A 26,863-nucleotide genomic window follows, 5' to 3' on the forward strand; every position below is an offset into this window, starting at 1 on the left:
CATCTTTGTCATCGTTGATTCGGACCTCCGCGATCCCCTTTGGATCGGGCCGGCACGTCCTGAGCGAGAAGAGCTCAGCATCGCCAAGCGATGCACGTTCGCGTGGCGTTATCCCGAGACCCAAGCACTCCAAAGGATTGACCTTCAAATGCACACGATCGTACTGGCCACCCAAAAGGGCGGCAGTGGCAAGAGCACCCTCGCCATTGGCCTCGCGCTGGCAGCCAAGCAGGCCGGCTTCACCGTCCGCCTGATCGAAACCGACCCACAGGGCACCCTGTCCAACTGGCAGCGCCGCCGCAACAATGACGACCTCGTCGTCGAGCCGATCTATCACGCCGCCGACATCGCGCCGCGCCTGAAGATGCTGGCCGACAGTGGCCTCCAGCTCGCGATCGTCGACACCGCGGCCGGCCTGTCCGCCGCCACCACCGCCGCGATCCGCCATTCCGACCTCTGCCTGATTCCGGCCCGCCCGAGCGTCGCCGACATCGAGGCGACCGTCTCGACGCTGAGCGTCGCGCGCGCCTGGAAGCGGCCCTACAGCTTCGTCCTGAACCAGACGCCGATCCGCGGTCAGCGCATCGACAACGCCGCCAACGCCCTCGCCGAGGAAGCCGCGCTCGATCTCGCCGAGGTGCTCGCGCGCCCGCTGATCGTGATGCGCAACGATCACCAGGACTCGCTCGCGAGCGGCCTCGCCGTCAGCGAATTCGCGCCGAACGGCAAGTCGGCGGACGAGATCCGCGGCCTCTGGCGCTGGATCGAGACCCGGCTCGAGCTCGAGGCCACCACCCACACCCTGATCGACCAGGTCATCTCGGCTACGGACGGCTTGCTGCACGTCGCCGCCGAGCTTGCGGCGGACGAAACACTGGCGTCCTGAGCGGGGCGATCGCTCCGGCGCCAGACGGGCTCTTCGCTATCCGGTTGAAGAGCCCAAGCGACGAAGCAATCCGGCCACCAGCCCGGCCGGACTGCTTCGCTTCGCGTTTTTTTGAAAAGCTCTATCCACTCGTCATTGCGAGCGCAGCGAAGCAATCCAGAATCTCTCCGCGGAGAAAGTCTGGATTGCTTCGTCGCAAGGGCTCCTCGCAATGACGGAGTCTGTTGCTGCAGCTTGGCGATCGAGCCGAGAATTCGCTCCCGTAGCCCGGATGGAGCGAAGCGCAATCCGGAACGCCTGTTTCCGTTGCGCGAAGATCCCGGATTACGCTGCGCTCCATCCGGGCTACGGCACTACCTCATTTCTGACATTTCGGACACCAGAAGGTCGACCGCCCGTTCTGGGTGAAGCGCTTGACCGTGCCGCCGCACCCGGGCGTCTTGCAGGTCTCGCCTTCGCGGTCATAGACCTTGAAGGAATGCTGGAAATAGCCGAACTCGCCCGAGGTCTGGCGGTGGTCGCGCAGTGACGATCCTCCAGCCTTGATCGCATCGTTCAACACGGTGTGGATTGCACTCACCAATCGCTTGGCATGATCGGTCGGCTCGCCGCCGCCGACGCCCTTGCGACCCTTGGTCGCGAGCGTCGCGGCGATCCGGCGCGGCGACAGATGCGAGCGATGCAAGGCTTCGCAAACATAGATGTTGCCGAGACCGGCGACCACGCGCTGGTCGAGCAGCGCGGCCTTCAGGCTGGTAGTCTTGCCTTCGCAGGACCGCGCCAGCATCGCGGCGTCGAATTCGTTGCCGAGCGGCTCGGGGCCGAGGTCGCGGAGCAGCGGCTCATCCTCGAGCGCGTTGCGCGCGATCACTTTCATGTAACCGAAGCGGCGCGGATCGTTGAACACGATGTCGGCGCCCGAGGACATCCGAAACAGCACGTGATCGTGCGTGGAGTCCTTGCCTTTCGGATAGTGAAACTCACCGGGCGCAGCCTCGTTGTCCGGCTTGATGACGCGGAACGAGCCCGACATGCCCAGATGCATCAGCAGCACGTCTCCGGAGGCGAGATCGGCCATGAGATATTTTGCCCGGCGGCCGAGCCCCGTGACGACCTGCCCCTTCAGCCGGGCCACGAAGTCCGGCTGGAACGGAAACCGCAGGTCCGGCCGGCGGGCCTCGGCATCGAGGATTTTCGCGCCCTCCATGACGGGCTGAAGGCCGCGGCGGACGGTCTCGACTTCGGGCAATTCAGGCATGGTCAGGCATTCACCTTATGAGGGCGGTGTGATAGCGCCATTGCGGCGGCCGCGCTATGGTCCGCCCAGTGGAGCAGAGTAATGGATCGGCCGGGCGAAACCACGCATTTTGGCTTCAGGGACGTCCCCCTGGGGGACAAGCAGACGCTGGTGAACGATGTGTTTCACAGCGTGGCGTCGCGCTATGACTTGATGAACGATTTGATGTCCGGTGGCCTGCACCGGGGCTGGAAGGACATCATGATCAACGCCCTGAACCCGCCCAGGGGCGACCGGCCATTCGCGTTGCTCGACGTTGCCGGCGGCACCGGCGACATCTCGTTCCGCGCCGCCAAGGCAGCAGGCCCAGCCTTCCACGCCATCGTCTGCGACATCAATTCCGGGATGCTCGAGGTCGGCCGTGAGCGTGCCGCCAAGCGCCATCTCGACACCCAGGTCGATTTCGTCGAAGGCAACGCCGAAGCGCTCGCCTTCGCCGACCGCAGCTTCGATGCATATACGATCGCGTTCGGCATCCGCAACGTGCCTGAGATCGACAAGGCGCTGCGCGAGGCCTATCGCGTGCTGAAGCCCGGCAGCCGTTTCCTTTGCTTGGAATTCTCCACCGTCGAGATGCCCGGGCTCGATCGCCTCTATGACCTGTTCTCGTTCAAGGTGATCCCGCCGCTCGGCCGCATGGTGACGGGCGACGCCGAGTCCTATCAGTATCTCGTCGAGTCGATCCGCAAGTTTCCGAAGCCTGCCGCCTTCGCCGACATGATCCGCGAGGCCGGCTTTTCCCGCGTCAGCTGGCAGACATTGTCCGGCGGCATCGTCGCACTGCATTCGGGCTGGCGTTTGTGATCTCTGCCTTTACCCACATTGCGCGCCTGATCCGCGCCGCGTTCGTCTTTGCGCGCGAAGGCGTGTTCGGCTCGGTCGATCCAAGCCTGGTGCCGCCGCCGGGGCAACTGGCGTTGAAGCTTGCGCGCATCGTCGAACGCCGCGGTGTCAAGCAGGGACCGCGAATCTCGCGCGCGCTGACGCGGATGGGCCCGGCCTATCTCAAGCTCGGCCAGTTTCTGGCAACGCGCCCCGACGTGGTCGGCTTCATCATGGCGCGCGATCTCGAAAGCCTTCAGGATCGGCTGCCGCCGTTCCCGCAGGAAGAAGCCGAGGCGACGATCGCGACCTCGCTGGAGCGGCCGCTGAAGGACGTCTTCGTCACCTTCGGCCCGCCGGTCGCGGCCGCCTCGATCGCGCAGGTGCATCGCGGTGAGGTCGAGCGCAGCGGCATCCGAAGAGCCGTCGCCGTCAAGGTGCTCAGGCCGAACGTGGCGTCACGGTTCCGCCGCGACCTCTCCGATTTCTTCTTCGTCGCGCACAAGGCCGAGGCCTATTCGTCCGAGGCGCGGCGCCTGCGCCTGATAGAAGTCATCAACACCATGTCGCGCTCGGTCGCGATGGAGATGGATCTGCGGCTGGAAGCCGCCGCGCTCTCGGAGATGGCCGAGAACACGCGCGACGATCCTGATTTTCGCGTGCCTGCCGTCGACTGGGACCGCACCACGCACAACGTGCTGACGATGGAGTGGATCGACGGTATCGCGCTGAACGATCACAAGCGCCTGGCAGAGTCGCAGGTCGACCTGCCCGATCTCGGCCGCAAGGTGATCCAGAGCTTCTTGCGTCACGCGCTACGCGACGGCTTCTTCCACGCCGACATGCATCCGGGCAATCTTTTCCTCGATGACGCCGGCCGCCTCGTCGCGGTCGATTTCGGCATCATGGGCCGGCTCGGGATGAAGGAGCGGCGCTTTCTCGCCGAAATCCTGCTCGGCTTCATCACCCGCGATTATCGACGCGTGGCGGAAGTGCATTTCGAAGCGGGCTATGTGCCCGCGCATCACTCGGTCGAGAATTTCGCGCAAGCCATCCGCGCCATCGGCGAGCCGATTCACAACCGGACCGCCGAAGAAATCTCGATGGCGCGGCTGCTGACGCTGCTGCTCGAGGTCACTGGCCTGTTCGACATGACGACGCGGCCCGAGCTGATCCTGCTGCAGAAGACGATGGTGGTGGTCGAGGGCGTGGCGCGCGGCTTCGATCCCAAGCTCGACATCTGGAAGGTCGCCGACCCCGTGGTGCGCGAATGGATCGAGCGCAATCTCGGACCGATCGGACGGGTGCAGGGCGCACTGGCCGGCGGCGGCGATCTTGCCCGCGTGCTGATGCGCCTGCCCGACATCGCACAGCGCTCCGTCCTGGTGCTCGAACAGCTCGAGACCATGACGCGGGAGGGCATCCGGCTGTCGCCGGAGAGCATCGCCGCGATGGGCCGCAGCGAAGGCCGCAAGAACCGCTGGCGCACCGTCGCGCTCTGGATCATCGCCGCCACCTTCATCGGAATCCTGATCGCCGTCCGGAATCTTTGATTGCACTGCAATCAATCGGATGATAGCATCGCTATCATTTCGTGCTGGAGGGCGCTGTGGCAAGCCTGACCATCCGCAAGCTCGATGAGGGCATCAAGACCTATCTGCGCCTGCGCTCGGCGAAAAACCGCAGATCGGTTGAGGAAGAGGTCCGGGTCATCCTGGGCGAGCTGATCGAGGGCCGCGAGGAGCCGCTGACGCCGTTTGCGGTTCCGCCGGCCGCATCCACCGTCCCCACGCCTCAACGGACCGGTGCCGTTCCCGAGGCCAGCGTCACCCTGATCATCGGCGGCGGGATCGCGGCCTATAAATCGCTCGACCTGATCCGGCGGCTGAAGGAGCGGCGCATCGAGGTCCGCTGCGTGCTGACCAAAGCCGCGCAGCAATTCATCACGCCGCTGGCGGTCAGCGCCCTCTCACACGAGCGCGTCTATACCGACCTGTTCGACCCCCAGAGCGAATTCGATGCCGGCCATATCAGGCTGGCGCGCGAGTGCGATCTGATCGTGGTGGCACCGGCGACCGCCGACCTGATGGCGAAGATGGCGAACGGTCATGCCGACGATCTCGCCAGCGCCATCCTGCTCGCGACCAATCGGAAAATCCTGCTGGCGCCGGCGATGAATCCGCTGATGTGGAACAACGCGGCGACGCGCCGCAACGTCACGCAACTCCAGCGCGACGGCGTGGTGCTGATCGGGCCGAACTCCGGCGAGATGGCCGAGGCGGGCGAAGCCGGTGTCGGCCGCATGTCGGAGGCGATCGAGATCGCCACCGCCGCCGAGCGCCTGCTGCGGCCGCCGGTGCCGCGCCCGCTCGCCGGCAAGCGCGTGCTGATCACGGCGGGGCCGACGCATGAGCCGATCGATCCGGTGCGCTACATCGCCAACCGCTCCTCCGGCAAGCAGGGCTTTGCCATTGCCGCCGCGGCCCAAGCCGCGGGCGCCGAGGTGATTTTGGTCAGCGGTCCGGTCGAGCTCAGCGATCCCCAGGGCGTGACGGTGAAGCACGTGGAATCGGCCCGGCAGATGCTGGAGCAGGTCCAGGCCTCACTTCCCGCCGACATCGCGATCTTCGCCGCCGCGGTTGCCGACTGGCGCGTCGCCAATGAAGGCGAGCAGAAGCTGAAGAAGACCTCGGCCGGCATGCCGCCGCTCCAGCTGGTCGAGAACCCCGACATCCTCGCCACGATCTCGAAGCTGACCGACCAGCGTCCGCCGCTGGTGATCGGCTTCGCCGCCGAGACCGAGCACCTCATCGACAACGCCAAATCGAAACTGGCCCGCAAGGGCTGCGACTGGATCGTTGCCAACGACGTCTCGCCCGCGACGGGCGTGATGGGCGGCGACCGCAACACTGTGCATCTGATAAGTCGCAAGGATAGTGAGATCGCAGTTGATTCCTGGCCGGTGATGACCAAGGAACAGGTCGCCATCGAGCTGGTCGCGCATGTCGCAAAGAGCGTGACCGACAAATCCGTCGACAAATCCTTGGAGCCGGCATCTTGAGCACGAAAGTCACGGTCGAATTGCAACGCCTGGCGCATGCCGAGGGCTTGCCACTGCCGGTCTATCAAACGGCGGAGGCTGCCGGCCTCGACCTGATGGCCGCGGTGCCGGACAGCGAGCCGATGACGCTCGCGCCCGGCCAATATGCGCTTGTGCCGACGGGACTTGCGATCGCGTTACCGCCCGGCCACGAGGCGCAGGTACGCCCGCGCTCGGGGCTAGCCGCCAAGCACGGCATCACCGTGCTGAATTCGCCGGGCACGATCGACGCGGACTACCGCGGCGAGATCAAGGTGATCCTGATCAACCACGGCGCGGCACCGTTCGTGATCAAGCGCGGCGAGCGCATCGCACAGATGGTGATCGCGCCGGTCGTGCAGGCCGCGCTGGTTCCCGTGGCCACATTATCCGCGACCGATCGCGGCGCCGGCGGCTTCGGCTCGACCGGCCGCTAACGCACGGCAATTCCAGCCGAATCCCCCGAAGAACTACGTGCAACCGGAACCCTGTGCCCGGCATTTTTGTGGGACCGCCTTTGCGTTCACGATCTGGACTCTTACCGGTGGAGTCGCGGTGAGGGTATTGTCTTTTGATTCGCGCGCGACGGGGGTCGCCGCGCGCAAATCCGTGCGATCTTGGGGCAACTATGTCAGGCGTGATCGTGTCGATGCGTCGGACGCTGCTGTCGTGCACATCGCTCGTGCGCAACGGCTTGTTGGGAGGCGCTCTCGCAGCGCTGCTGCCGGCTGCGCCGGCTGAGGCCGCCGACCTCGTCGACACACTCTCGATAATGCTGGACTTCAACCGGCAGGAACTCGCGGTGCTCGCCACCGCGCTGGCGCTGCTGGGTTTCTCGGTGATGGCCGCGATCCTGCTGATGCGCACGCGCGTGCGCACGGCAAAGAACGAGGCGCAGCTGCGCGCGCGAATCGGGGAACTCCAGCTCCAATCCGATCGCTTCGGCGCGCTGCTGTTCGCCGAGCCGCAGATCCTGATCTCCTGGCCGGCCGGCGACAACCGCGCGCAGATTTCCGGCGACATCTCGCTGGTGCTGCCGCGCGATTCCTCTCCGCAGCGTGTGCTCGCCTTTGGAACCTGGCTGCCGCCGGAACCCGCGCTCCAGATGGACCATGCGGTCGACGCGCTGCGTGATCGCGGCGACGGCTTCCAGCTGACGCTGACCACCGCGCACGGCCACACGCTGGAGGCCATCGGCCGCGCCATCGGCGGCCAGGCCATTGTCAGGATTCGCGAACTCTCGGGACTTCGGCGCGATCTGGCCGAAACCAATCTGCGCTACAAGGCACTCTCCGACGAGACCGAGATGCTGCGCGGCTTTGCCGCCGCCGCACCCTGGCCGATCTGGGCCAAGGGCGAGAACGGCGCGCTGACCTATGCCAATCCGGCCTATGTGCGGGCGACCGAGGCGAGCAGCGTCATCGATGCCCAGGAACGCAAACTCGAGCTGCTCGACAGTGCCGACCGTTCCGCGATGGAGCGCGGCCTGAAGGACGCCGCCAGCTTCACCTCACGGCTGCCGATCGTGATCGGCGGCGAGCGGCGCATCTATGACGTGCGGGCCGTCAATGTCGACAGCGGCAGCGTCGGTGTCGCCATCGACGCCAGTGAAGCCGATGGGCTGAGCTCGGCGCTGGTGCGGATGGCAGAGGCGCATCGCCGCACGCTCGACCAGCTCTCCTCCGGCGTTGCCGTGTTCGACGGCCAGCGCCGGCTCGCCTTCTACAATGATTCCTACCGGCGGCTGTGGGACCTCGACCGCAGCTTCCTCGACGCCAACCCCGATGATTCCAGCGTGCTCGACAAGCTCCGCGCCGCGCGCAAGCTGCCGGAACAGCCGGATTTCCGGGCTTGGAAAGCCAAGCTGCACGAGGCCTATCGCGCCGTCGAAACCGCCAAGGACACCTGGTACCTGCCCGACGGCCGCGCGCTCTCCGTCGTCACCACGCCGAATCCGGAAGGCGGCGTCACCTATCTGTTCGACGACGTCACCGAGAGCCTCGACCTCGCCCGCCGCTTCGACGGCATGATCCGGGTCCAGCGCGAGACGCTGGACAGCCTCGCCGAGGGCGTCGCGGTGTTCGGCAGCAACGGCAAGGCGCAGTTGTTCAACCCGGCCTTCGTGCGGATGTGGAAGCTGTCCAGCGACGCCATGCGCGACGAGCCGCATATCCAGACCGTCGAAGGCTGGTGCCATCAGCTCTTCGACGACGCGGTCGTCTGGCGCCAGATCCGCGACGCCGTCACCTCGATCGAGAGCCGCGCCGACGTGCCGCTGAAGCTGGAGCGCAAGGACGGCAGCGTGCTCGACGGCATGATCCGCCCGCTGCATGACGGCGCCACCATGCTGACGTTCCAGGACATCACCGACACCGAGAATGTCGAGCGGGCGCTGCGCGAGCGCAACGAGGCGCTGGAGACCGCCGACCAGATGAAGGTGGATTTCGTCCACCACGTCTCCTACGAGCTGCGCTCGCCGCTCACCACCATCATCGGCTTCGCGCATTTCCTCAGCGATCCCTCGACTGGGCCGCTGACGCCGAAACAGGCCGAATATCTCGACTACGTCACCAAATCCACCAACGCGCTGCTGGCGCTCACCAACAACATCCTGGATCTCGCCACCATCGACGCCGGCGCGATGAAGCTGGAACTCGGGCCTGTCGACGTCAGCAAGACCATCGAGCTCGCCGCCGAAGGCATCCAAGACCGGCTCGCCACCGACCGCATCCGCCTCAAGGTCGAGATCGCGCCCGATATCGGCAGCTTCGTCGGCGACGAGAAGCGCGTGGTGCAGGTGCTCTATAACCTTCTCGCCAATGCCGTCGGGTTTTCTCCACAGGATTCCACCGTCGGCATCAGCGCGCGCCGCACCGAGCACAGTGTGGTCTTCACCGTGACAGATTCCGGGCCTGGAATACCTGCCGACATGAAGGACAAGGTGTTCAACTGGTTCGAAAGCCGCTCACAGGGGTCGCGTCACCGCGGCGCCGGGCTGGGCCTGTCGCTGGTGCGCTCCTTCGTCGAGCTGCATGGCGGCAAGGTGCGGGTGGATTCGATCGTCGGCCGCGGCACGGTCGTGATCTGCGACTTCCCGACCGACCAGGCGGCGCATCGCGACGCCGCCGAATGATTGAGCCCACCACATTCTCCGTCGCACTTCACAACGAGACGGCGACTGCGCAATTGATGGCCGATCTCGCGCTGCTGGTCGGCCCCGGCGACGTCATCACGCTCACCGGCGATCTCGGCGCCGGCAAGACCGCGGCCGCACGCAGCCTGATCCGTTACCTCGCCGACGACGAGGCGCTGGAAGTACCGAGCCCGACCTTCACGCTGGTGCAGGGCTACGAGCTGCCGCCCTTCCCCGTGATGCACGCCGATCTCTACCGCGTCGAGGACGAGAACGAGCTCGAGGAGATCGGGCTGTCACCGCTTCCCGATGCCACGCTCGTCCTGATCGAATGGCCGGAGCGTGCGCCGTCGGCGATGCCGCAGGACCGCATCGATATCGCGCTGACCCACCGGCCGGCGCTGGGCTCGAATGCGCGCGCCGCCGACATCACCGGTCACGGCAAGGCCGCCGCCATCGTTGCGCGGCTGAAGGTGCTGCGCGAGTTTCTCGACGCATCGGGCTACATGGATGCAACGCGCAAGCGCATGGCCGGCGATGCTTCGACGCGCTCCTATGCGCGGCTGCTGCGCGGCGACGAGATCGTCATCCTCATGAACTCTCCGCAGCGGCCCGACGGCGCGGCTCTCTACAACGGAAAATCCTACAGCGCCGCGGTGCATCTGGCTGAAAACGTCAGGCCGTTCGTCGCCATCGACGAAGGCCTGCGCGCGCAAGGCATCTCGGCGCCCGCGATCCACCATTACGATCTCGACCACGGCTTCCTGATCAGCGAAGATTTTGGCAGCGAAGGCGTGATCGAGGGCGATCCGCCGCGGCCGATCCTCGAGCGCTACGAGGCCGCGACCGACGTGCTGACCGTGCTGCATGGCAAGGCGCTGCCGGAAACGCTGCCGCTGGACGGGCAGAGCTACGCCATTCCCGCCTTCGACACCGAGGCGCTCCTGATCGAAATCGGACTGATGCCGGAATGGTATCTGCCCGATCGCAACGCGCCGCTCAGCGCGGAGAAGCGCGACGAGTTCTTCGCGATGTGGCGCGAGCTGCTGAAGAAACCGCTGGCCGCGCCGAAGACCTGGACCATCCGCGACTATCACTCGCCCAATCTGATCTGGCTCGCTGACCGCACCGGCATCGAACGCGTCGGCGTGATCGACTTCCAGGACACGGTGCTCGGCCCGAAGTCTTACGACGTCGTCTCGCTGCTTCAGGACGCGCGCATCGACGTGCCCGAGACTATCGAGCTGACGCTGCTGTCACGCTACATCAAGGCCCGCCGCACCGATGATGCGAGCTTCGATGCGGCCGGTTTCGCCGAGCTCTACGCCATCATGTCGGCGCAGCGGAACACGCGCCTGCTCGGCACCTTCGCCCGCCTCAACCGCCGCGACGGCAAGCCGCACTACCTTCGCCATCAGCCCCGGATCTGGACCTATCTCCAGCGCTCGCTGGCACATCCCGCGCTTGGCGCCTTGCGCGACTGGTATCTCGCCAACGTCCCGCCGCCCCGAAGCTGATTTGGAACCGATTTACCGGCTGTTAGCCATCGCATCGGTATCATCGACGCCCAGGCAGCCGGACACATACGGGGCTGGAGCAAGGCAGATGGCGGCGAAGACGGACCAGCGCGGCAATAGCCGGGTTATTTTCGAGCGCGGGATACCGGCCCAGATGATGGGGATCGACGGCACCTGGCGGCGCGACTGCACCATGGAGGACGTCTCCGAAAGCGGCGCCAAGCTGACCATCGATGGTTCGGTCGAAGGCCTGCATCTGAAGGAATTTTTTCTCCTGCTGTCGTCGACAGGACTTGCGTACCGGCGCTGCGAACTGGCCTGGGTCAACGGCGACCAGATCGGCGTCAATTTCCTCAAGCTCGGCGACAAGAAGAAAAAGGTGCGTTCCACATCCGTTGGAGCGTGACGGCAACACCCGTCGTACAACCGTCACGGCGGGTGGTTAAGGCGGTTGAGATGCGGTGCAGTCGGTCGAACCTCGTGTTAGGATTGCTGCGAACGCGAAATCACTAGGTCTGAGAAAGCGAAGGATGTCCGTCAAGCCGACTAAAGCCATGGTGCTCGCCGCAGGGTTCGGCCTGCGCATGCGCCCGTTGACGGACAAGATGCCGAAACCGATGGTGCCGGTGGCGGGACAGCCGCTGCTCGACCACGTGCTCGACAAGCTCGGCCACGCCGGCGTGACCGAGGCGGTGGTCAACGTGCACTACCTGCCCGACCAGATCATCGATCACACCGCATCGCGGCAGTCGCCGCACGTGACCATCTCGGACGAGCGCGACCAGGTGCTCGGCACCGGCGGCGGCGTGGTCAAGGCGCTGCCGTTGCTCGGTGACGCGCCGTTCTTCCACGTCAATTCCGACACGCTGTGGATCGACGGCGTCCGCTCCAACCTGGCGCGGCTTGCCGAAAACTTCGACCCCGAGCGGATGGACATCCTGCTCCTGATGGCACCGACGGCGACCAGCATCGGCTATAGCGGCCGCGGCGATTACGGCATGCTGCCCGACGGCGCGCTGCGCAAGCGCAAGGAGAAAGAGGTCGTTCCGTTCGTCTATGCCGGCGCGGCGATCCTGTCGCCGGCGATCTTCGCCGATGCACCCAAGGGCGAGTTCTCGCTCACAAAGATGTTCGACCGCGCCAACGAGCAGGAGCGGCTGTTCGGCCTCCGCCTCGACGGCGTCTGGATGCATGTCGGCACGCCCGATGCCGTGCATGCCGCGGAAGAGGCGTTTCTGGAGAGCGTGGCGTAAGCGACGCCCCGAAGACGGTGCCGGAGGGTGGGCAAAGGCGCACTTGCGCCGTGCCCCCCATCTCTCTCGATCGCAAAAATGCGTGGGCACGCTTCGCTTTGCCCACCCTACGGCACCTGTGCTCGCCCGCGAACAGCGGGGGACGATCTCACCCGCGCCCATGACCAATTGACCCCGCCTCCCTATATTGGCGCCTGATCCCGAATCAGGCAGCCCATGCGCGTTTTCAGCGTTCCCCTCTCAGTTCCGTTCCTGCGCACGATTGTCTCGGCGCTGCTCGATGGACGGCTGGTCGACGGCTTCGAGGCGCGCAAGGAGCCGGCGCGGCTTGCGGATGCCACCCTGTACCTGCCAACCCGGCGCGCCATGCGCGTCGTCCGCGAGATTTTTCTCGACGAGATGGCGGCGGACGCGGTGGTGCTGCCGCGCATCGTCGCGCTCGGTGATATCGACGAGGACGAGCTCGCTTTCGCCGACGAGGGCGAGCAGTTTTCGGGCGCGACGCCGCTCGACGTTCCGCCGCGGCTCGGCGAGCTCGAACGGCGGCTGACGCTGGCGCAGCTCGTCGCCGCCTGGGCCAAGGGCCCGGTGCTGTCGCCGCTGGTGGTCGGCGGGCCCGCCTCGACGCTGGCGCTGGCCGGCGACCTCGCCCGCCTGATCGACGACATGGTGACGCGCGGCGTCGACTGGAGCGCGCTCGATGGCCTCGTGCCCGACCAGCTCGATCGCTACTGGCAGCACTCGCTCGAATTCCTGCGCATCGCGCGCATTGCGTGGCCCGGTCATCTCGCCGAGATCAACCGGATCGAGCCTGCGGCGCGGCGCGATCTCCTGATCGCAGCCGAAGCAAGGCGGCTGACCGCGCATCGCCATGGCCCCGTGATCGCGGCCGGCTCGACCGGCTCGATGCCGGCCACCGCAAAATTCCTGCATGCGGTTGCACAGCTAGCGCACGGCGCGGTGGTGCTGCCGGGGCTCGACACCGATCTCGACGACGATGCATGGCGCAGCATCGGCGGCGTACGCGATTCGCTCGGCAAGTTCGCGGAGCATCCGGCGTCGAACCATCCGCAATATGCCCTGCACGCGCTGCTGGATCGTTTCGGCATCAAGCGCAGCGACGTCGAAATCCTGCAACCGCCCGCAGACGGCGGCCGCGATCTGCTCGCATCCGAATCGATGCGGCCATCCGCCAAGACGGAAGTCTGGCACGACCGGCTGAAGCAGCCCGATGTGGCCGCCAAGGTCGCCGGCGGCATGACAAATCTCGCAGTCGTCGAAGCCCCCAACCCTGAGATGGAAGCCCTCGCCATCGCCATCGCGATGCGCGAGGCGCGGCATCTCGACAAATCGGCCGCGCTGGTGACGCCGGATCGCGCGCTGGCGCGGCGGGTGATCGCCGCGCTGACGCGATGGAATCTCGCCTTCGACGATTCCGGCGGCGACGTGCTGATCGAAACGTCCGCCGGCGTCTTTGCGCGGCTCACCGCGGAGGCGGCGACCAAGGGATTGGAGCCGCCGACGCTGCTGGCGATGCTGAAACATCCGCTGTGCCGGCTCGGCGGCGCGCCGGGCGCGCGGAAGGCGGCGATCGAGAGCCTCGAGCTTGCGGTCTTGCGCGGCACGCGCCCGCCGGCCGGCACCGCGGGCCTCTTGCGTGAATTCAATCGCTTTCGCGAGGAGCTGGCGAAGCTGTGGCGCAGCGAGGTCTCCGCGCTGCACAAGGCCGAGCCGCGCGCGCGTCTCAAGGCCGAGGATCTCGACCGCATCCAGGCGCTGATCGACACCTTGCGACAAGCCTTGGCGCCGATCGAGAGCCTCGCATCGTCAAAGCCATTCGACTTCGCGGAGCTCGCGCACCGGCACCGCGAGATCATAATCGAGCTGTCGCGCGACGAGCAAGGCATTCCGCTCGCCTTCGAGGAGCGCGAGGGCCTCGCGCTCGCCAGCGCCTTCGACGATCTCCTGCGCGGCGGCACGACCAGCGGACTGATGGTGACGCTGCCCGACTACGCCGAACTGTTCCAGACCGCGTTCAGCGACCGCGCCGTGCGCCGGCGGGACAAGCCCGGCGCGCGCCTGCAGATCTACGGCCCGCTGGAATCGCGCCTGATGCAGGCCGACCGCATCATCGTCGGCGGCCTGATCGAGGGCGTCTGGCCGCCGGCGCCGCGGATCGATCCCTGGCTGAGCCGGCCGATGCGCCACGAGCTTGGGCTCGATCTGCCGGAACGCCGCATCGGCCTCTCCGCGCACGACTTCGCGCAACTGCTCGGCGGCGACGAGGTGATTCTCACCCATTCCGCCAAGGCCGGCGGCGCACCGGCGGTGGCCTCGCGCTTCCTGCACCGGCTTGAAGCGGTTGCAGGCGATGATCCCTGGAAGACAGCCATCCGCGCGGGCGAAAAATACGTGCAGTTCGCGGGCGCGCTGGACCAGCCCGCCGAGGTCAGTCCGATCAAGCAGCCCGAGCCGCGCCCGCCGCGCGCGACGCGGCCGCTCAGGATGTCGGTCACCGAGATCGAGGACTGGCTGCGCGATCCCTACACGATCTACGCCAAACGCATCCTCAAGCTCGACGCGCTCGATCCCGTCGATATGCCGCTGTCGGCCGCCGACCGCGGCTCGGCGATCCACGATGCGCTCGGCGAGTTCACCGAACGTTATGCCACGCGTCTTCCGGACGATCCCTCACGTGTGCTGCGCGCGATCGGCGAGAAGCATTTTGCACTTTTGATGGAGCGGCCCGAGGCGCGGGCGCTGTGGTGGCCGCGCTTCCAGCGCATCGCGCGCTGGTTCGGCGAATGGGAAACGGTGCGGCGCGGTGCGATCGAATCGATCACCGCGGAGACGCGCGGCGAGATCTCGATCACGCTCGACAGCACGCGCAGCTTCAAGCTGTCCGCGCGCGCCGACCGCATCGAGCGGCGCCAGGGCGGCGGCTACGCCATTCTCGACTACAAGACCGGGCAGCCGCCGACCGGCAAGCAGGTCCGCATGGGCCTGTCGCCGCAGCTCACGCTGGAAGCCGCGATCCTGCGCGAGGGCGGTTTTCCCGACATCGATGCCGGATCGTCCGTGAGCCAGCTCGTCTATGTCCGCCTGAGCGGCAACAATCCGCCCGGCGAGGAGCGGATCCTCGAGCTCAAGTACAAGCAGGGCGACGAGCCACAGCCGCCGGACACCGCGGCCGCGGAGGCGCGCGCCAAGCTGGAGGCGCTGATCCGCGCCTTTGAGGACGAGAACCAGCCCTACACCTCGCTGAACCTGCCGATGTGGACCAACCGCTACGGCACCTATGACGATCTCGCCCGGATCAAGGAATGGTCTGCGGCCGGCGGATTGGGGATCGAGGAATGGTGAAGCTGCCACGTCCCATCCCCGACGAGGTGCGTGCAAGGCAGGCGCGCGCGTCCGATCCGACCGCGTCGGCGTTCGTGTCGGCGAATGCCGGCTCGGGCAAGACCCATGTGCTGGTGCAGCGCGTGATCCGCCTGCTGCTGTCGGGGGTGCCGCCGGAGAAGATCCTGTGCATCACCTTCACCAAGGCCGCCGCCGCCAACATGGCCGAGCGCGTGTTCACCACGCTCGGCCATTGGGTGACGCTGGATGATACCGCACTCGACGCGGCCATCCGCGCCGTCGGCATCCCGCATCCCAACACAAAGCTGCGGCGCGACGCCCGAAAGCTGTTCGCCTGCGCGCTGGAGACGCCGGGCGGCCTGAAGGTGCAGACCATCCACGCGCTGTGCACCCGCCTGCTCCAGCAGTTTCCGTTCGAGGCCAACGTGCCCGCGCGCTTCGCCGTGATCGACGAGCGCGACCAGACCGACATGATGGAGCGTGCCAATCTGAAGGTGCTGCTGGAGGCCGCGCGCGACCCCGACAGCGTCACCGGCCGCGCGCTGCTGACCGCGATGGAAAGCGCCGCGGACGTCACCTTCAAGGAGGTCGTGCGCGAGGCGTGCCTCAGCCGCGATCATTTCATGGCATGGACCGATGAGGTCGGAAACGCCGGTGCGGCGGCCGAGCAAATGGGAGTCGTGCTGGGCGTAGATGCGAGTGATCGCATCGAGGACGTCGAGACCGAGATTCTCGATGGCCCCTTCCTGCCGCGCTCGCGCTGGGACGACATCGCCTTTGCGCTGGAGGACGGCAGCAAATCCGACAACGATCAGGCCAGCCGCCTCCGCGAGGCCAAGGTGTTTTCCGGCGCTGCGCAGGTCGATGCCTATCTCAGCGTCTTCCTCACTGACGAAAAGCTGCCGCGCAAGGCGGTGCTGACCAAGAAGTTTTGCGATCACAACCCGTCCGTCGCCCGCCTGTTCGAAGCCGAGGCGGGGCGCATTAGTGGATTGGTCGAGAAACGCCGTGCTGTAACCATGCGCGACCGCACCGCGGCTCTCTTGCATATCGCGACTGCTGCTGCCGCAAACTACCGCCGCGAGAAGCAGGAGCGCGGGCTGCTCGACTACGACGACCTCATCGACAAGACGCTGGCAATGCTGGACCGCGTCTCCTCGGGCTGGGTTCATTACAAGCTCGACCGCGGCGTCGATCATGTCCTGATCGACGAGGCCCAGGACACCAGCCCGCGGCAATGGGACATCGTCGCGCACATCATCTCCGAGTTCACCGCCGGTGAAGGCGCGCGCGAGGGGCTGAACCGCACCGTCTTTGCCGTCGGCGACGAGAAGCAGTCGATCTTCTCGTTCCAGGGCGCCGCCCCGCACGAATTCGACGCGCGCCGGCGCGAGCTGCACCGCAGGTTCACCGCAGCCGGGCTGAAATTCGATCCGGTCGCCTTCACTTATTCGTTCCGCTCGGGTGCCGCGATCCTGCACTCGGTCGACCACGTCTTCCGCGATCCCGCGATCTACAAGAGCATTCATTCGGTCGAGATCGGCCATCCCCTGCACAATGCGCTGGCCGATGCCGGGCCGAGCGTGATCGAGCTGTGGGACCTCGCCGAGGCCGACGACAGGCAGGAGATCGAGGGCTGGCGCGCGCCGTTCGACGGCGTTGCCGCCACCAGCCCCGAGGTCAAGCTCGCCCGCCGTATCCAGACCGAGATCAAGCGGCTCGTCGAGAGCGGCACGCTGACCGGGCACGAAGGCGAGCGTCGGCCGCTGCGCTACGGCGACATGCTGATCCTGGTGCGCCGGCGCGGCAATGCGTTCGATGCCGTGATCCAGGCGCTGAAGCACGCCAACGTGCCGGTCGCCGGCGCCGACCGGCTCAAGCTCACCGAGCACATCGGCATCATCGATTTGATGAACCTCGCCGATGCACTGCTGCTGCCGCAGGACGATCTTGCGCTTGCGGTGGCCTTGAAGAGCCCGCTGTTCGGTCTCGATGATGACGATCTGTTCCAGCTCGCCCACGACCGCAAGGGATCGCTACGCCGTGCGCTCGGCGAGCATGCGGCTACAGCTGAGAAGTTCGCGACCGTGCTGCGGCGGCTGGAAGCCTGCGAGATTCGCGCGCGCGAGGAGACGCCGTTCGCCTTCTACGCCTGGCTGCTCGGCGGCGACGGCGGCCGTGCGCGCATCCTGCGCCGGCTCGGGCACGAGGCCAACGATGCGCTCGACGAATTCCTGGAGCTGGCGCTGAACTACGAGCGCAAGGCGCCGGCCTCGCTGCAAGGCTTCATGGCCTGGCTGCGCTCGGCCGACACCGAGGTGAAGCGCGACATGGAGATCTCGCGCGACGAGGTGCGGGTGATGACCGTGCACGGCGCCAAGGGCCTGGAAGCGTCCGTCGTGTTCATGGTCGATACGACGTCGTCGCCCGCGGATTCGCAGCGGCTACGGTTGATTCACGTGCCGCGCGGCAATGGCGGCGAGGTCGTGGTCTGGGCCGGACGCAAGGCCGACGACCCAAAGCCCGTTGCCGACGCACGCAAGGCGATGATCGAGGAGACCGAGGACGAATATCGCCGCCTGCTCTACGTCGCGATGACGCGCGCGGCCGACCGGCTGATCGTCGGCGGCTGCCTGCCCGGCAACATGAAGACGGTGCGGAAGCTGAGCTGGTATGACCTGGTCGACACCGGCCTCGCCGGCTCCGGCCTGGACAAGCAGATCAGTGAGACACCGCTCGGCAAGGTGACCCGATTCGCCCGGCCGGAGGACGTTGCGGCGCTGGGCACGCCCGCAATATCCGTGGACCAGACCATCGCTTTGCCGGACTGGCTGCGGACGCCAGCGCCGGGCGAGACCGTCGACGATGATCTGGTGCGCCCCTCCGGCCAGGCCGCCGAGGGCGGCCGCACGGTACAGTCAGGCGAATCGGTCCAATCGCGCGCGCTGGCATTGCAGCGCGGCACGCTGGTGCACCGATTGCTGCAATCCCTGCCCGACATCGCCATTGAGCGCCGGCGCGAGGCCGCGCTCGGCTTCATGGCGCGCAACGCCGCGGACTGGCCCGAGGCCGACCGCACCGCACTGGCCGACAAGGTGCTCGCTTTGATCGCCGAACCGCGCTTCGAAGCCGTGTTTGCCGCCGGTAGCCGGGCGGAGGTCGCCATCGTCGGCAAGCTCGACCGGCCGGGTCGCCCGCCGGCGCTGGTCTCGGGCCAGATCGACCGGCTGGTCGTTCGCCCGGACGAGGTCTTGATCGTCGATTTCAAGACCAATCAGGCGGCGCCCAAGAGCGCGGCTGCGGCGCCCGCCGCCTATGTCCGGCAGCTCGCACTGTACCGGGCAGTGCTGGCGCGGCTTTATCCCCAAAAGCCCATCCGCGCCGTCCTACTCTGGACCGAGGCCCTTGAATATATGGAGATTTCAGCCCCCGCGCTGGACGCGGCGCTGGCATCCCTTCATCTCAGCGTGAGCGTCCTTGACCCGGCAAGGGGCCGTTCATAGGTTGACGCCATGATCCCGGGCGCGATTCCCATCCGCGCCGATTCTTTCAACGAGTGAGGTACTCCAATGGCCGTTAGCAAGGTTTCCGACGCCGATTTCGAAGCCGAAGTGCTCAAGGCGAACGGCCCCGTGGTCGTCGATTTCTGGGCCGAGTGGTGCGGCCCCTGTCGCATGATCGCGCCCGCCCTCGACGAGATCGCCGGCGCGATGGGCGACAAGGTCAAGATCGTGAAGCTCAACGTCGACGAGAGCCCGAAGACCGCGTCGAAGTACGGCGTGATGTCGATCCCGACCCTGATGATCTTCAAGGGCGGCGAGATGGCCTCGCGACAGGTCGGCGCCGCGCCGAAGGCGAAGCTGCAGCAGTGGATCACGTCGGCGGTCTGATCCAGCTCGCGTCAGATTATTTTCGACAACGGCCGGCGAAATGCCGGCCGTTTGCGTTGATGGGGCATGTGCTGCGTATGATGAGCCCGCGCCCTTGCCTGCCCCTTCCCGAAAGCGCGCCCGAAGATCGACCTCTCTTGTCGCGATGGAGGCGCGGTCGGCCGACGAAATCCCGCGCGGCACGGAGTGGCAGTACGAGCCGAAATGGGACGGCTTCCGCTGCCTCCTCTCGCGGAATGGCAGTGATGTCGATCTGCGCTCGAAATCGGGCGAGGACCTCGCGCGCTATTTTCCCGAGATCGTTTCCGCTGCCCTGAAGCTGAAAGCGAATAGCTTCACGCTCGACGGCGAGATCGTCGTGCCGCACGGCAAGGGCTTTTCCTTCGACGCGCTGCTGCAACGCATTCACCCGGCGGCGAGCCGCGTGAAGAAGCTCTCGCAGGAGACGCCCGCGCTCTATCTCGCCTTCGATCTGCTCACGACGGCCGGGGACAAGCAGCTTGCCGGGAAGCCGCTGAGCGAGCGGCGGCCGGCGCTGGAAGCCTTTGCGAAAGCCAATCTGAAAAGCGGCAGCTTCCGTCTCTCGCCGGCCACACCGAGCTACGCCACCGCAAAAAAATGGCTCGCGCAATCCGGCGGCGGCTCGGACGGGGTCATCGCCAAGCGCATCGACCTGCCCTATCAGGCGGGAAATCGCGACGGCATGCAGAAGATCAAGAAATTCTGCAGCGCCGATTGCGTCATCGGCGGCTTCCGCTACGCCATCAACAAGATCGCAGGCAGGAACGTGGTCGGCTCGCTGCTGCTCGGACTCTATGACGGTGAGGGTCTGCTGCACCATGTCGGCTTCACCTCGGCGATCAAGGCGGAGGCGAAGCCCGATCTGACCAAGCGGCTGGAGGCGCTGATCGCAGAGCCCGGCTTCACCGGCAACGCGCCGGGCGGGCCGAGCCGCTGGTCGACCGAGCGCTCGGCCAAATGGTGTCCGCTCAAGCCGAAGCTCGTGATCGAGGTCTGCTACGACCATTTCAGCGGCGAGCGCTTCCGTCACGGCACCTCGATCCTGCGCTGGCGTCCCGACAAGGCGCCCCGGCAATGCAGCTTCGAGCAATTGAAGCAGAGGGTGGCCGATCCGATGAAGCTGTTGAAAGCGACGTAGCTACTTGATCCACCCCGTCGCCAGCGCGTTCGCTAGCTCAGGCTGATTGTTGCGCCGTGCCAGCGCGGCCATCGCCTCGTGATCATAGGCGACATGGCGGAACGTCACCTGCCACGCACCATCAGTCAGTTCGAGGATCGCATAGCGCGCATGCGGCGTGCCGGCTTCGACCAGATGCGGGAACGGATGCACATCGCGATAGCCGGGGCTGCCGACGCTGCCGGGATTGACGATCAGCCTTCCGTCGCGCAGCCGCACGGCGCGGGCGAGATGGGTGTGAGCGCAGAGGATCAGCGACTGCGTGATGCCTTGCGCAAATTGCTCGATGCGGTCAAGCGGCGATAGCGCCACCGTACCGTCGGGATGCACGGTGTCGAGCCAATAGACCTCGTCGTCGTCGGGCGTCGCGTGGCAGAGGAACACCTGGTCACGAAACACCCGCGTCATCGGATGCGCGCGCAGCCAGTCGAGTTGCGCCGCATTGAGCTGCTCGTAAGCGGGACGATCCCACGAGCCCATCTTCTCCGGGGGACGATCGAGCAGATAGCGGTCGTGATTGCCGAGCACATGCACGGCGTCGAGCTGCATCAGGATCTCGATGGTGCGCCGCGCGTCGAGCGGGCCACTCACCATGTCGCCGAGATTGACGATGTCGGTGACGCCATGGGTGCGGATATCGGCGAGCACCGCCTGCAATGCGAGATGGTTTCCGTGGACGTCGGCAATCGCGGCAAAACGCATTGATGTTCCCGTAGTCCGGATGAAGCGACGCAATCCCTATGCAGGAGGCGTGCCGTTGAGACCGAGCACATGGCCGGCCAGATACAGCGAGCCGGTGATCAGGATGCGCGGGGGCACCTCATAGGCGAGCTTCGCTAATGCGCGTAGCGCGGCCTCGATGCCGGGGGCAGGCTCGACGCGCATGCCGAGGCTGCGCGCGGCATCCGCGAGACGATCGACCGGCATCGCATTTTCGGTATCGGGAATGGGCACCGCGATGATGTGACGGGTCAGGCCGGCGAAATTGGCGAGGAAACCTTTCGCGTCCTTGTTGGCCATCATGCCTGCGATCACCACCAGCGGCCGCGACACTCGCTCCTCGAGATCGCCGAGCGCGGCCGCCGCGACGCGGCCGCCTTCGGCATTATGGCCGCCGTCGAGCCAGATCTCCGAGCCCTGCGGTCCGAGAGCGAGCAGCTCGCCCGAGGTGATGCGCTGCATCCGCGCCGGCCATTCGGCACTGAGGATGCCGGCGTCGAACGCCGCCTGATTGATCTTGAAGGTTGGAATCGCGCGCAGCGTCGCGATCGCGAGGCCCGCATTGTCGAACTGGTGGCGGCCGAACAGGCGTGGCGCCGCCAGATCCATCAGGCCGCGCTCGTCGGAATAGACCAGGCGCCCGTGCTCGACATTGACGTGCCAGCTCTCGCCGGCAGCAAACAGCGGCGCGCGCATGCGCCTGGCCTGCGCCTCGATCACCGCCATCGCTTCCGGAGCCTGTTCGGCGCAAACCACGGGCACGCCGCGCTTGATGATCGCCGCCTTCTCGCCGGCGATCGACGTCAGGGTGTCGCCGAGAAAATCCATATGGTCCATGCTGACAGGCGTGATCACGCAGGCCGCCGGCGTATCGACCACGTTGGTCGAATCGAGCCGGCCGCCGAGGCCGACTTCGAGCAGCACCACATCGGCAGGATTTTGCGCGAACAGGTGGAAGGCGGCGGCAGTCTTCAGCTCGAACAATGTCGCGGCCTCGCCGGCATTGACGCGCTCGACCTCTTCCAGCGCGGCGCGCAATTCGTCATCGCCGACCAGCACGCCTCCGCCGACGCGGCCGAGCCGGAAACATTCGTTGATGCGGACGAGATAGGGCGAGGTGTAGGCGTGAACGCGCAGGCCGGCTGCCTCCAGCGTCGCGCGGAGATAAGCGACCGTCGAGCCCTTGCCGTTGGTGCCAGCGATGTGGATCACCGGGGGCAGCTTGCGTTCGGGATGGCCGAGCCGCTCGAGCAGGCGGTGCATGCGCTCCAGCCCGAGATCGATGCGCTTCTGATGCAGGGCCGACAGCCGCCCGATCAATTCGCCGAGCGGCTTCTTTGCGCTGTCAGAGGATGAGGTCACGCGTGCGGCGCGGCCGGTGCCGTCTCGGCGGCCGATACGATCTGCGCGGGGCTGACGACCGGCTGCACCGATTTCGATGCGCCGTCCTGCGCCGGCGCCTTGGTCAGCAGGCGGCAGAGCCGCGCCAGGGTCGGACGCAGCTCGTGGCGGTGCACGACCATGTCGACCATGCCGTGCTCCTTCAGATATTCGGCACGCTGGAAGCCTTCCGGCAGCTTCTCGCGGATGGTCTGCTCGATCACGCGTGCGCCGGCAAAGCCGATCAGCGCGCCGGGCTCCGCGATCTGGACGTCGCCTAGCATTGCATAGGAGGCGGTGACGCCGCCGGTGGTCGGATTGGTCAGCACGACGATGTAGGGCTGTTTTGCCTCGCGCAGCATCTGCACCGCAACCGTGGTGCGCGGCATCTGCATCAGCGACAGGATGCCCTCCTGCATGCGCGCGCCGCCGCTGGCGGCGAACACGATGAACGGCGACTTCTTCTCGACCGCGAGCTCCAGCCCGCGCACGATGGCTTCGCCCGCGGCCATGCCGAGCGAGCCGCCCATGAAGTCGAAATCCTGCACGGCGACGACGACAGCGGCGCCTTCCAGCTTGCCGTAACCGACCTTGATCGCGTCGTTGAGGTTGGTTCGCGCGCGGGCATCCTTGATGCGGTCGACGTATTTCTTCTCGTCGCGGAACTTGAGCGGATCCGGCGTGACGTCGGGCAGCGCCACGTCGTACCAGGTCTCGTTGTCGAAGATCGACTTCAGACGCGCCACCGCGCCCATGCGCATGTGGTAGTTCGAGCCGGGGATGACGAACTGGTTGGCCTCGACGTCCTTGTAGAACACGAGCTGTCCGGAATCCGGGCACTTGATCCAGAGATTCTCCGGCGTCTCCCGCCGCAGCATGTTGCGGATCTTCGGCCGGACCACATTGGTAAGCCAGTTCATGGTTTGCTCCGATGTGCGACCCCGCTCGGGGACCGCCTGAAGGGATATATGGCGGCCGGGCCGCTGCCCGGCAAGCCGCCGTGTCGTCCGCGTTAGAGCATGATCCGGAAAAGTGTGAAGCGGTTTTCCGACAAGATCATGCTCAAACTAAAGAGCTAAAGCGGAATTATGGCCTATTCGGCCGCCTGTTGCGCGCCCTTGACGCCCTGAGCCAGCGCCGCCGTCAGTTCGGCGACGGCATTAACGGTTTTGGCGGTCGCCCGCCCCTCGGCATCGAGGCTGTTCTTGAGCGCGTCGACCAGCGCGGTGCCGACCACCGAACCATCGGCCTTCTCGGCAATGGCGCGCGCCGCCTCCGGCGTGCGGATGCCGAAACCAACGCATATCGGCAGCTTCGTATGCCGCTTGATGCGCGCGACAGCTTCGCCGACGACATTCGCGTCCGCCGCCGCTGCACCGGTGATGCCGGCGATAGAGACGTAATAGACAAAGCCTGATGTGTTCGCGAGCACCGCGGGGAGGCGCTTGTCGTCGGTGGTCGGGGTCGCGAGGCGAATGAAGTTCAGGCCCGCCTTCAGCGCGGGAAGGCAGAGCTCGTCGTCCTCTTCCGGCGGCAAATCGACGATGATCAGGCCGTCAACGCCTGATGTCTTGGCATCAGCCAAAAACTTGTCGACGCCGTAGATGTAGATCGGATTGTAATAGCCCATCAGCACCAGCGGCGTGACGTTGTCGTCCTTCCGGAAGTCGCGCACCAGGTCCAGCGTCTTCTTCAAGGTCATGCCGTTCTTGAGCGCGCGCAGACCCGCCGCCTGAATCGAGGGACCATCCGCCATCGGATCGGTGAAGGGAATGCCGAGCTCGATCACGTCGGCGCCTGCCTTGGGCAACGCTTTGACGATATTGAGCGACGTCGTGAGATCGGGATCGCCGGCCATCACATAGGTGACGAAGGCCGCGCGGCCCGCTTTCTTCAGCTCGGCAAAACGGGTGTCGATACGCGTGGTCATGATTCGGCGGCCGCTGTGCTATACCTCTCCCCTCCGGGGAGAGGTCGGCTGCGAAGCAGCCGGGTGAGGGGGATGGAGAGGTTCAAGTCCAAATCGCGAAGACTCCGCGATTCACAAACGAGCGCCGAAGCGAAGCTCTGGCAAGCGCTGCGCAATCGGCAGCTTGCCCGCTGGAAGTTTCGCCGACAGCACCCGATCGACCGGTACGTCGTTGATTTCGTGACGCTCGACGGAAAACTGATCATTGAGGTCGACGGCGTGACGCATTCCACCCCGTCGGAGCTCGACCGAGACAAACGTCGGACGGAAGTGCTCGAAGCCTGCGGCTTTCTCATCGTTCGAGTCTCGAACACCGACGTGTACGAAAATCTCGAGGGCGTCCTCGAGCTGATCGCAACCTCACTCAGATTCGAGTGAGCGGAGAGGCCCCTCACCCGGCTGCTTCGCAGCCGACCTCTCCCCGATGGGGAGAGGTGAAGGGAGTGCGACACCCGCCTCACTTGCTCTTGCCCCTCAGGATGTCGCCGACCTGCGGGACGTCCTTGTCGCCGCGGCCGGAGAGATTGACGACCATCAGGTGGTCTTTCGGCCGCTTCGGCGCGAGCTCCATCACCTTGGCGATGGCATGTGCCGGTTCGAGCGCGGGAATGATGCCTTCCAGCTTTGACAGCAGCTGGAACGCTGCGAGCGCCTCGTCGTCGGTCGCGGAGAGGTAGTTGACGCGGCCGATCTCGTGCAGCCAGGAATGCTCGGGACCGATGCCGGGATAGTCGAGGCCGGCGGAGATCGAATGCGCGTCCTGGATCTGGCCGTCGGCATCCATCAGAAGATAGGTGCGGTTGCCGTGCAGCACGCCGGGACGGCCGCCGGCGATCGAGGCGGCATGCAGTTGCGTGAGCCCGTGACCCGCGGCTTCGACGCCGAAGATCTCAACCGAGGGATCGTCGAGGAACGGATGGAACAAGCCCATCGCGTTGGAGCCGCCGCCGATGCAGGCGACCAGCGAATCCGGCAGGCGTCCCTCGATCTCCTGCATCTGCGTCTTGGTCTCGTTGCCGATGATCGACTGGAAGTCGCGCACCAGCGTCGGATAGGGATGCGGGCCCGCCACCGTGCCGATGCAGTAAAAGGTGTTGTGCACGTTGGTGACCCAGTCGCGCAGCGCCTCGTTCATGGCGTCCTTCAGCGTGCGGGTGCCCGACTGCACCGGCACCACCGTGGCGCCCAGCATCTCCATGCGGATGACGTTGGGCTGCTGCCGCTCGACGTCGACGGCGCCCATATAGACCACGCATTCGAGACCGAAGCGTGCGCACAGCGTCGCGGTGGCGACGCCGTGCTGGCCGGCGCCGGTCTCGGCGATGATGCGCTGCTTGCCCATGCGGCGCGCCAGCATGATCTGGCCGAGCACGTTGTTGACCTTGTGCGAGCCGGTGTGGTTCAGCTCTTCGCGCTTCAGATAGATTTTTGCGCCGCCGAGATGCTCGGTGAGACGCTCGGCGAAATAGAGCGGCGAGGGCCGGCCGACATAGTTCTTGAGATAGCCGTTCATCTCGGCCTGGAAGGCCGGATCCGCCTTGGCGGCGGTGTAGGCCTTCTCCAGATCGAGGATCAGCGGCATCAGCGTTTCGGCGACGAAGCGCCCGCCGAAAATACCGAAATGGCCGCGATCGTCGGGGCCGCTGCGGTAGGAATTGGGTTTGGCGATGTTCATCGGACGCTCAACTCTTGAGTGGCGCGCGCGGCGCGAATGAAGGCCTTGATCATCTCGGGATCCTTGACGCCGGAGGCGCTCTCGACACCGGAGGACACGTCGACGCCGCCGGCGCGAGTGACGCGAAGGGCCTCAGCGACATTGTCCGCGTGAAGCCCGCCCGAGACCATGTAGGGCAATTTCAGATCGAGATTTTCCAGCAGGTGCCAGTCGAACGGCGCACCCAGGCCACCGGGACGCGTCGCGTCTTTCGGTGCGCGTGCATCGAACAGGATGCGATCGGCAGCCGCGGCGTAACCGGGCAGCACGGCGAGATCGGCCGCGATTGCGACCGGCACGGCCTTCATCACGGGCCGGCCGAACCTCTGCTTGATATCGCGCACGCGCGCCACGCTCTCTTTGCCGTGGAGCTGGAAGATGTCGGGCGACAGCGCGTCCATGATGTTGTCGAGGGTCGCGTCATCGGCATCAACGGTGAGCGCGACCTTGAGCGCGCGGCCCTTCACCTGGCGACCGAGGTCGCGTCCCGCCTCCAGCGAGATATGCCGCGGCGACGGCGGAAAGAACACGAACCCCACCATATCCGCGCCAGCGTCGAGCGCGACGTCGAGCGTCTCGCGCGTGGACAGGCCGCAGATTTTGACGAGTAGGGACATGGTCTCAAAGCGGGTTCAGGGCCGC

21 protein-coding genes are annotated in these 26,863 nt (G+C 66.1%); 14 read left to right on the plus strand and 7 right to left on the minus strand.

The window, feature by feature from the left end:
• Positions 1-148: 148 nt before the first annotated feature.
• Entirely contained in the window at positions 149-886 is a 738-nt protein-coding gene (locus tag I3J27_RS00330; protein WP_270164183.1) for a nucleotide-binding protein, read from the plus strand.
• Positions 887-1,244: 358 nt separating this feature from the next.
• Here I3J27_RS00330 and mutM read toward each other — a convergent pair whose 3' ends face one another.
• Complete coding sequence (gene mutM / locus I3J27_RS00335; RefSeq protein WP_270164184.1) at positions 1,245-2,144, minus strand: bifunctional DNA-formamidopyrimidine glycosylase/DNA-(apurinic or apyrimidinic site) lyase; 900 nt, start codon at positions 2,142-2,144, stop codon at positions 1,245-1,247.
• Positions 2,145-2,225: 81 nt separating this feature from the next.
• On the opposite strand from mutM, the gene ubiE reads away from it, so the two are divergent.
• The 12 genes from ubiE (at position 2,226) to I3J27_RS00395 (ending at position 20,399) form a co-directional block, all read left to right on the plus strand.
• Positions 2,226-2,987 (plus strand): bifunctional demethylmenaquinone methyltransferase/2-methoxy-6-polyprenyl-1,4-benzoquinol methylase UbiE, encoded by a 762-nt coding sequence (ubiE, locus tag I3J27_RS00340; RefSeq protein ID WP_270164185.1) that lies wholly within the window; start codon positions 2,226-2,228, stop codon positions 2,985-2,987.
• Positions 2,984-4,558 (plus strand): 2-polyprenylphenol 6-hydroxylase, encoded by a 1,575-nt coding sequence (gene ubiB / locus I3J27_RS00345; protein ID WP_270164186.1) that lies wholly within the window; start codon positions 2,984-2,986, stop codon positions 4,556-4,558. Before ubiE ends, ubiB begins: the two co-directional genes overlap by 4 nt.
• A 56-nt stretch (positions 4,559-4,614) precedes the next feature.
• Positions 4,615-6,066 carry a bifunctional phosphopantothenoylcysteine decarboxylase/phosphopantothenate--cysteine ligase CoaBC gene (gene coaBC, locus I3J27_RS00350; protein ID WP_270164187.1) on the plus strand — a complete coding sequence of 484 codons (1,452 nt, stop codon included), beginning with the start codon at positions 4,615-4,617 and terminating at the stop codon, positions 6,064-6,066.
• Positions 6,063-6,521, plus strand: a complete 459-nt coding sequence (gene dut / locus I3J27_RS00355; protein ID WP_270164188.1) for a dUTP diphosphatase — start codon at positions 6,063-6,065, stop codon at positions 6,519-6,521. The genes coaBC and dut overlap by 4 nt, the downstream gene beginning before the upstream one ends.
• Positions 6,522-6,712: 191 nt before the next feature.
• Positions 6,713-9,217 carry a sensor histidine kinase gene (locus I3J27_RS00360; RefSeq protein ID WP_270164189.1) on the plus strand — a complete coding sequence of 835 codons (2,505 nt, stop codon included), beginning with the start codon at positions 6,713-6,715 and terminating at the stop codon, positions 9,215-9,217.
• Positions 9,214-10,734, plus strand: coding sequence for a tRNA (adenosine(37)-N6)-threonylcarbamoyltransferase complex ATPase subunit type 1 TsaE (gene tsaE / locus I3J27_RS00365; RefSeq protein ID WP_270164190.1), 1,521 nt, complete (start codon positions 9,214-9,216; stop codon positions 10,732-10,734). The genes I3J27_RS00360 and tsaE overlap by 4 nt, the downstream gene beginning before the upstream one ends.
• 88 nt (positions 10,735-10,822) lie before the next feature.
• Positions 10,823-11,140, plus strand: a complete 318-nt coding sequence (locus tag I3J27_RS00370) for a PilZ domain-containing protein (RefSeq protein ID WP_270164191.1) — start codon at positions 10,823-10,825, stop codon at positions 11,138-11,140.
• 124 nt (positions 11,141-11,264) lie between these two features.
• The gene (locus tag I3J27_RS00375) at positions 11,265-11,987 is read left to right on the plus strand and encodes a nucleotidyltransferase family protein (protein WP_270164192.1); all 723 of its coding nucleotides are present in this window, start codon (positions 11,265-11,267) and stop codon (positions 11,985-11,987) included.
• Between the two features lie 216 nt (positions 11,988-12,203).
• Entirely contained in the window at positions 12,204-15,350 is a 3,147-nt protein-coding gene (gene addB, locus I3J27_RS00380; protein WP_270164193.1) for a double-strand break repair protein AddB, read from the plus strand.
• On the plus strand, positions 15,344-18,853 hold the full coding sequence (gene addA / locus I3J27_RS00385; RefSeq protein WP_270164194.1) for a double-strand break repair helicase AddA: 3,510 nt from the start codon (positions 15,344-15,346) through the stop codon (positions 18,851-18,853). The genes addB and addA overlap by 7 nt, the downstream gene beginning before the upstream one ends.
• A gap of 66 nt (positions 18,854-18,919) precedes the next feature.
• Positions 18,920-19,240 carry a thioredoxin gene (gene trxA, locus I3J27_RS00390; RefSeq protein ID WP_008540017.1) on the plus strand — a complete coding sequence of 107 codons (321 nt, stop codon included), beginning with the start codon at positions 18,920-18,922 and terminating at the stop codon, positions 19,238-19,240.
• A 145-nt stretch (positions 19,241-19,385) separates the two neighbouring features.
• Entirely contained in the window at positions 19,386-20,399 is a 1,014-nt protein-coding gene (locus I3J27_RS00395; RefSeq protein ID WP_270172999.1) for an ATP-dependent DNA ligase, read from the plus strand.
• On the opposite strand, the gene I3J27_RS00400 is transcribed toward I3J27_RS00395, so the two are convergent.
• From I3J27_RS00400 to trpA, 4 genes are all read right to left on the minus strand, one after another.
• On the minus strand, positions 20,400-21,140 hold the full coding sequence (locus tag I3J27_RS00400) for a metallophosphoesterase family protein (protein WP_270164195.1): 741 nt from the start codon (positions 21,138-21,140) through the stop codon (positions 20,400-20,402).
• Positions 21,141-21,176: 36 nt separating this feature from the next.
• The gene (locus I3J27_RS00405; RefSeq protein WP_270164196.1) at positions 21,177-22,520 is read right to left on the minus strand and encodes a bifunctional folylpolyglutamate synthase/dihydrofolate synthase; all 1,344 of its coding nucleotides are present in this window, start codon (positions 22,518-22,520) and stop codon (positions 21,177-21,179) included.
• A complete protein-coding gene (accD, locus tag I3J27_RS00410) occupies positions 22,517-23,458 on the minus strand; it encodes an acetyl-CoA carboxylase, carboxyltransferase subunit beta (protein ID WP_270164197.1) in 942 nt (313 codons plus the stop codon). The genes I3J27_RS00405 and accD overlap by 4 nt, the downstream gene beginning before the upstream one ends.
• Before the next feature lie 173 nt (positions 23,459-23,631).
• Entirely contained in the window at positions 23,632-24,468 is an 837-nt protein-coding gene (trpA, locus tag I3J27_RS00415) for a tryptophan synthase subunit alpha (RefSeq protein ID WP_270164198.1), read from the minus strand.
• Positions 24,469-24,540: 72 nt separating this feature from the next.
• Between trpA and I3J27_RS00420 the strand changes: the two genes are divergently transcribed.
• Entirely contained in the window at positions 24,541-24,885 is a 345-nt protein-coding gene (locus I3J27_RS00420; RefSeq protein ID WP_270164199.1) for an endonuclease domain-containing protein, read from the plus strand.
• 79 nt (positions 24,886-24,964) lie between these two features.
• On the opposite strand, the gene trpB is transcribed toward I3J27_RS00420, so the two are convergent.
• Entirely contained in the window at positions 24,965-26,182 is a 1,218-nt protein-coding gene (gene trpB / locus I3J27_RS00425) for a tryptophan synthase subunit beta (protein ID WP_270164200.1), read from the minus strand.
• Positions 26,179-26,838 carry a phosphoribosylanthranilate isomerase gene (locus I3J27_RS00430; RefSeq protein WP_270164201.1) on the minus strand — a complete coding sequence of 220 codons (660 nt, stop codon included), beginning with the start codon at positions 26,836-26,838 and terminating at the stop codon, positions 26,179-26,181. The genes trpB and I3J27_RS00430 overlap by 4 nt, the downstream gene beginning before the upstream one ends.
• Between the last annotated feature and the right edge of the window lie 25 nt (positions 26,839-26,863).

Origin of the sequence: Bradyrhizobium xenonodulans, assembly GCF_027594865.1 — a bacterium.
Classification (GTDB): Bacteria; Pseudomonadota; Alphaproteobacteria; order Rhizobiales; family Xanthobacteraceae; genus Bradyrhizobium; species Bradyrhizobium xenonodulans.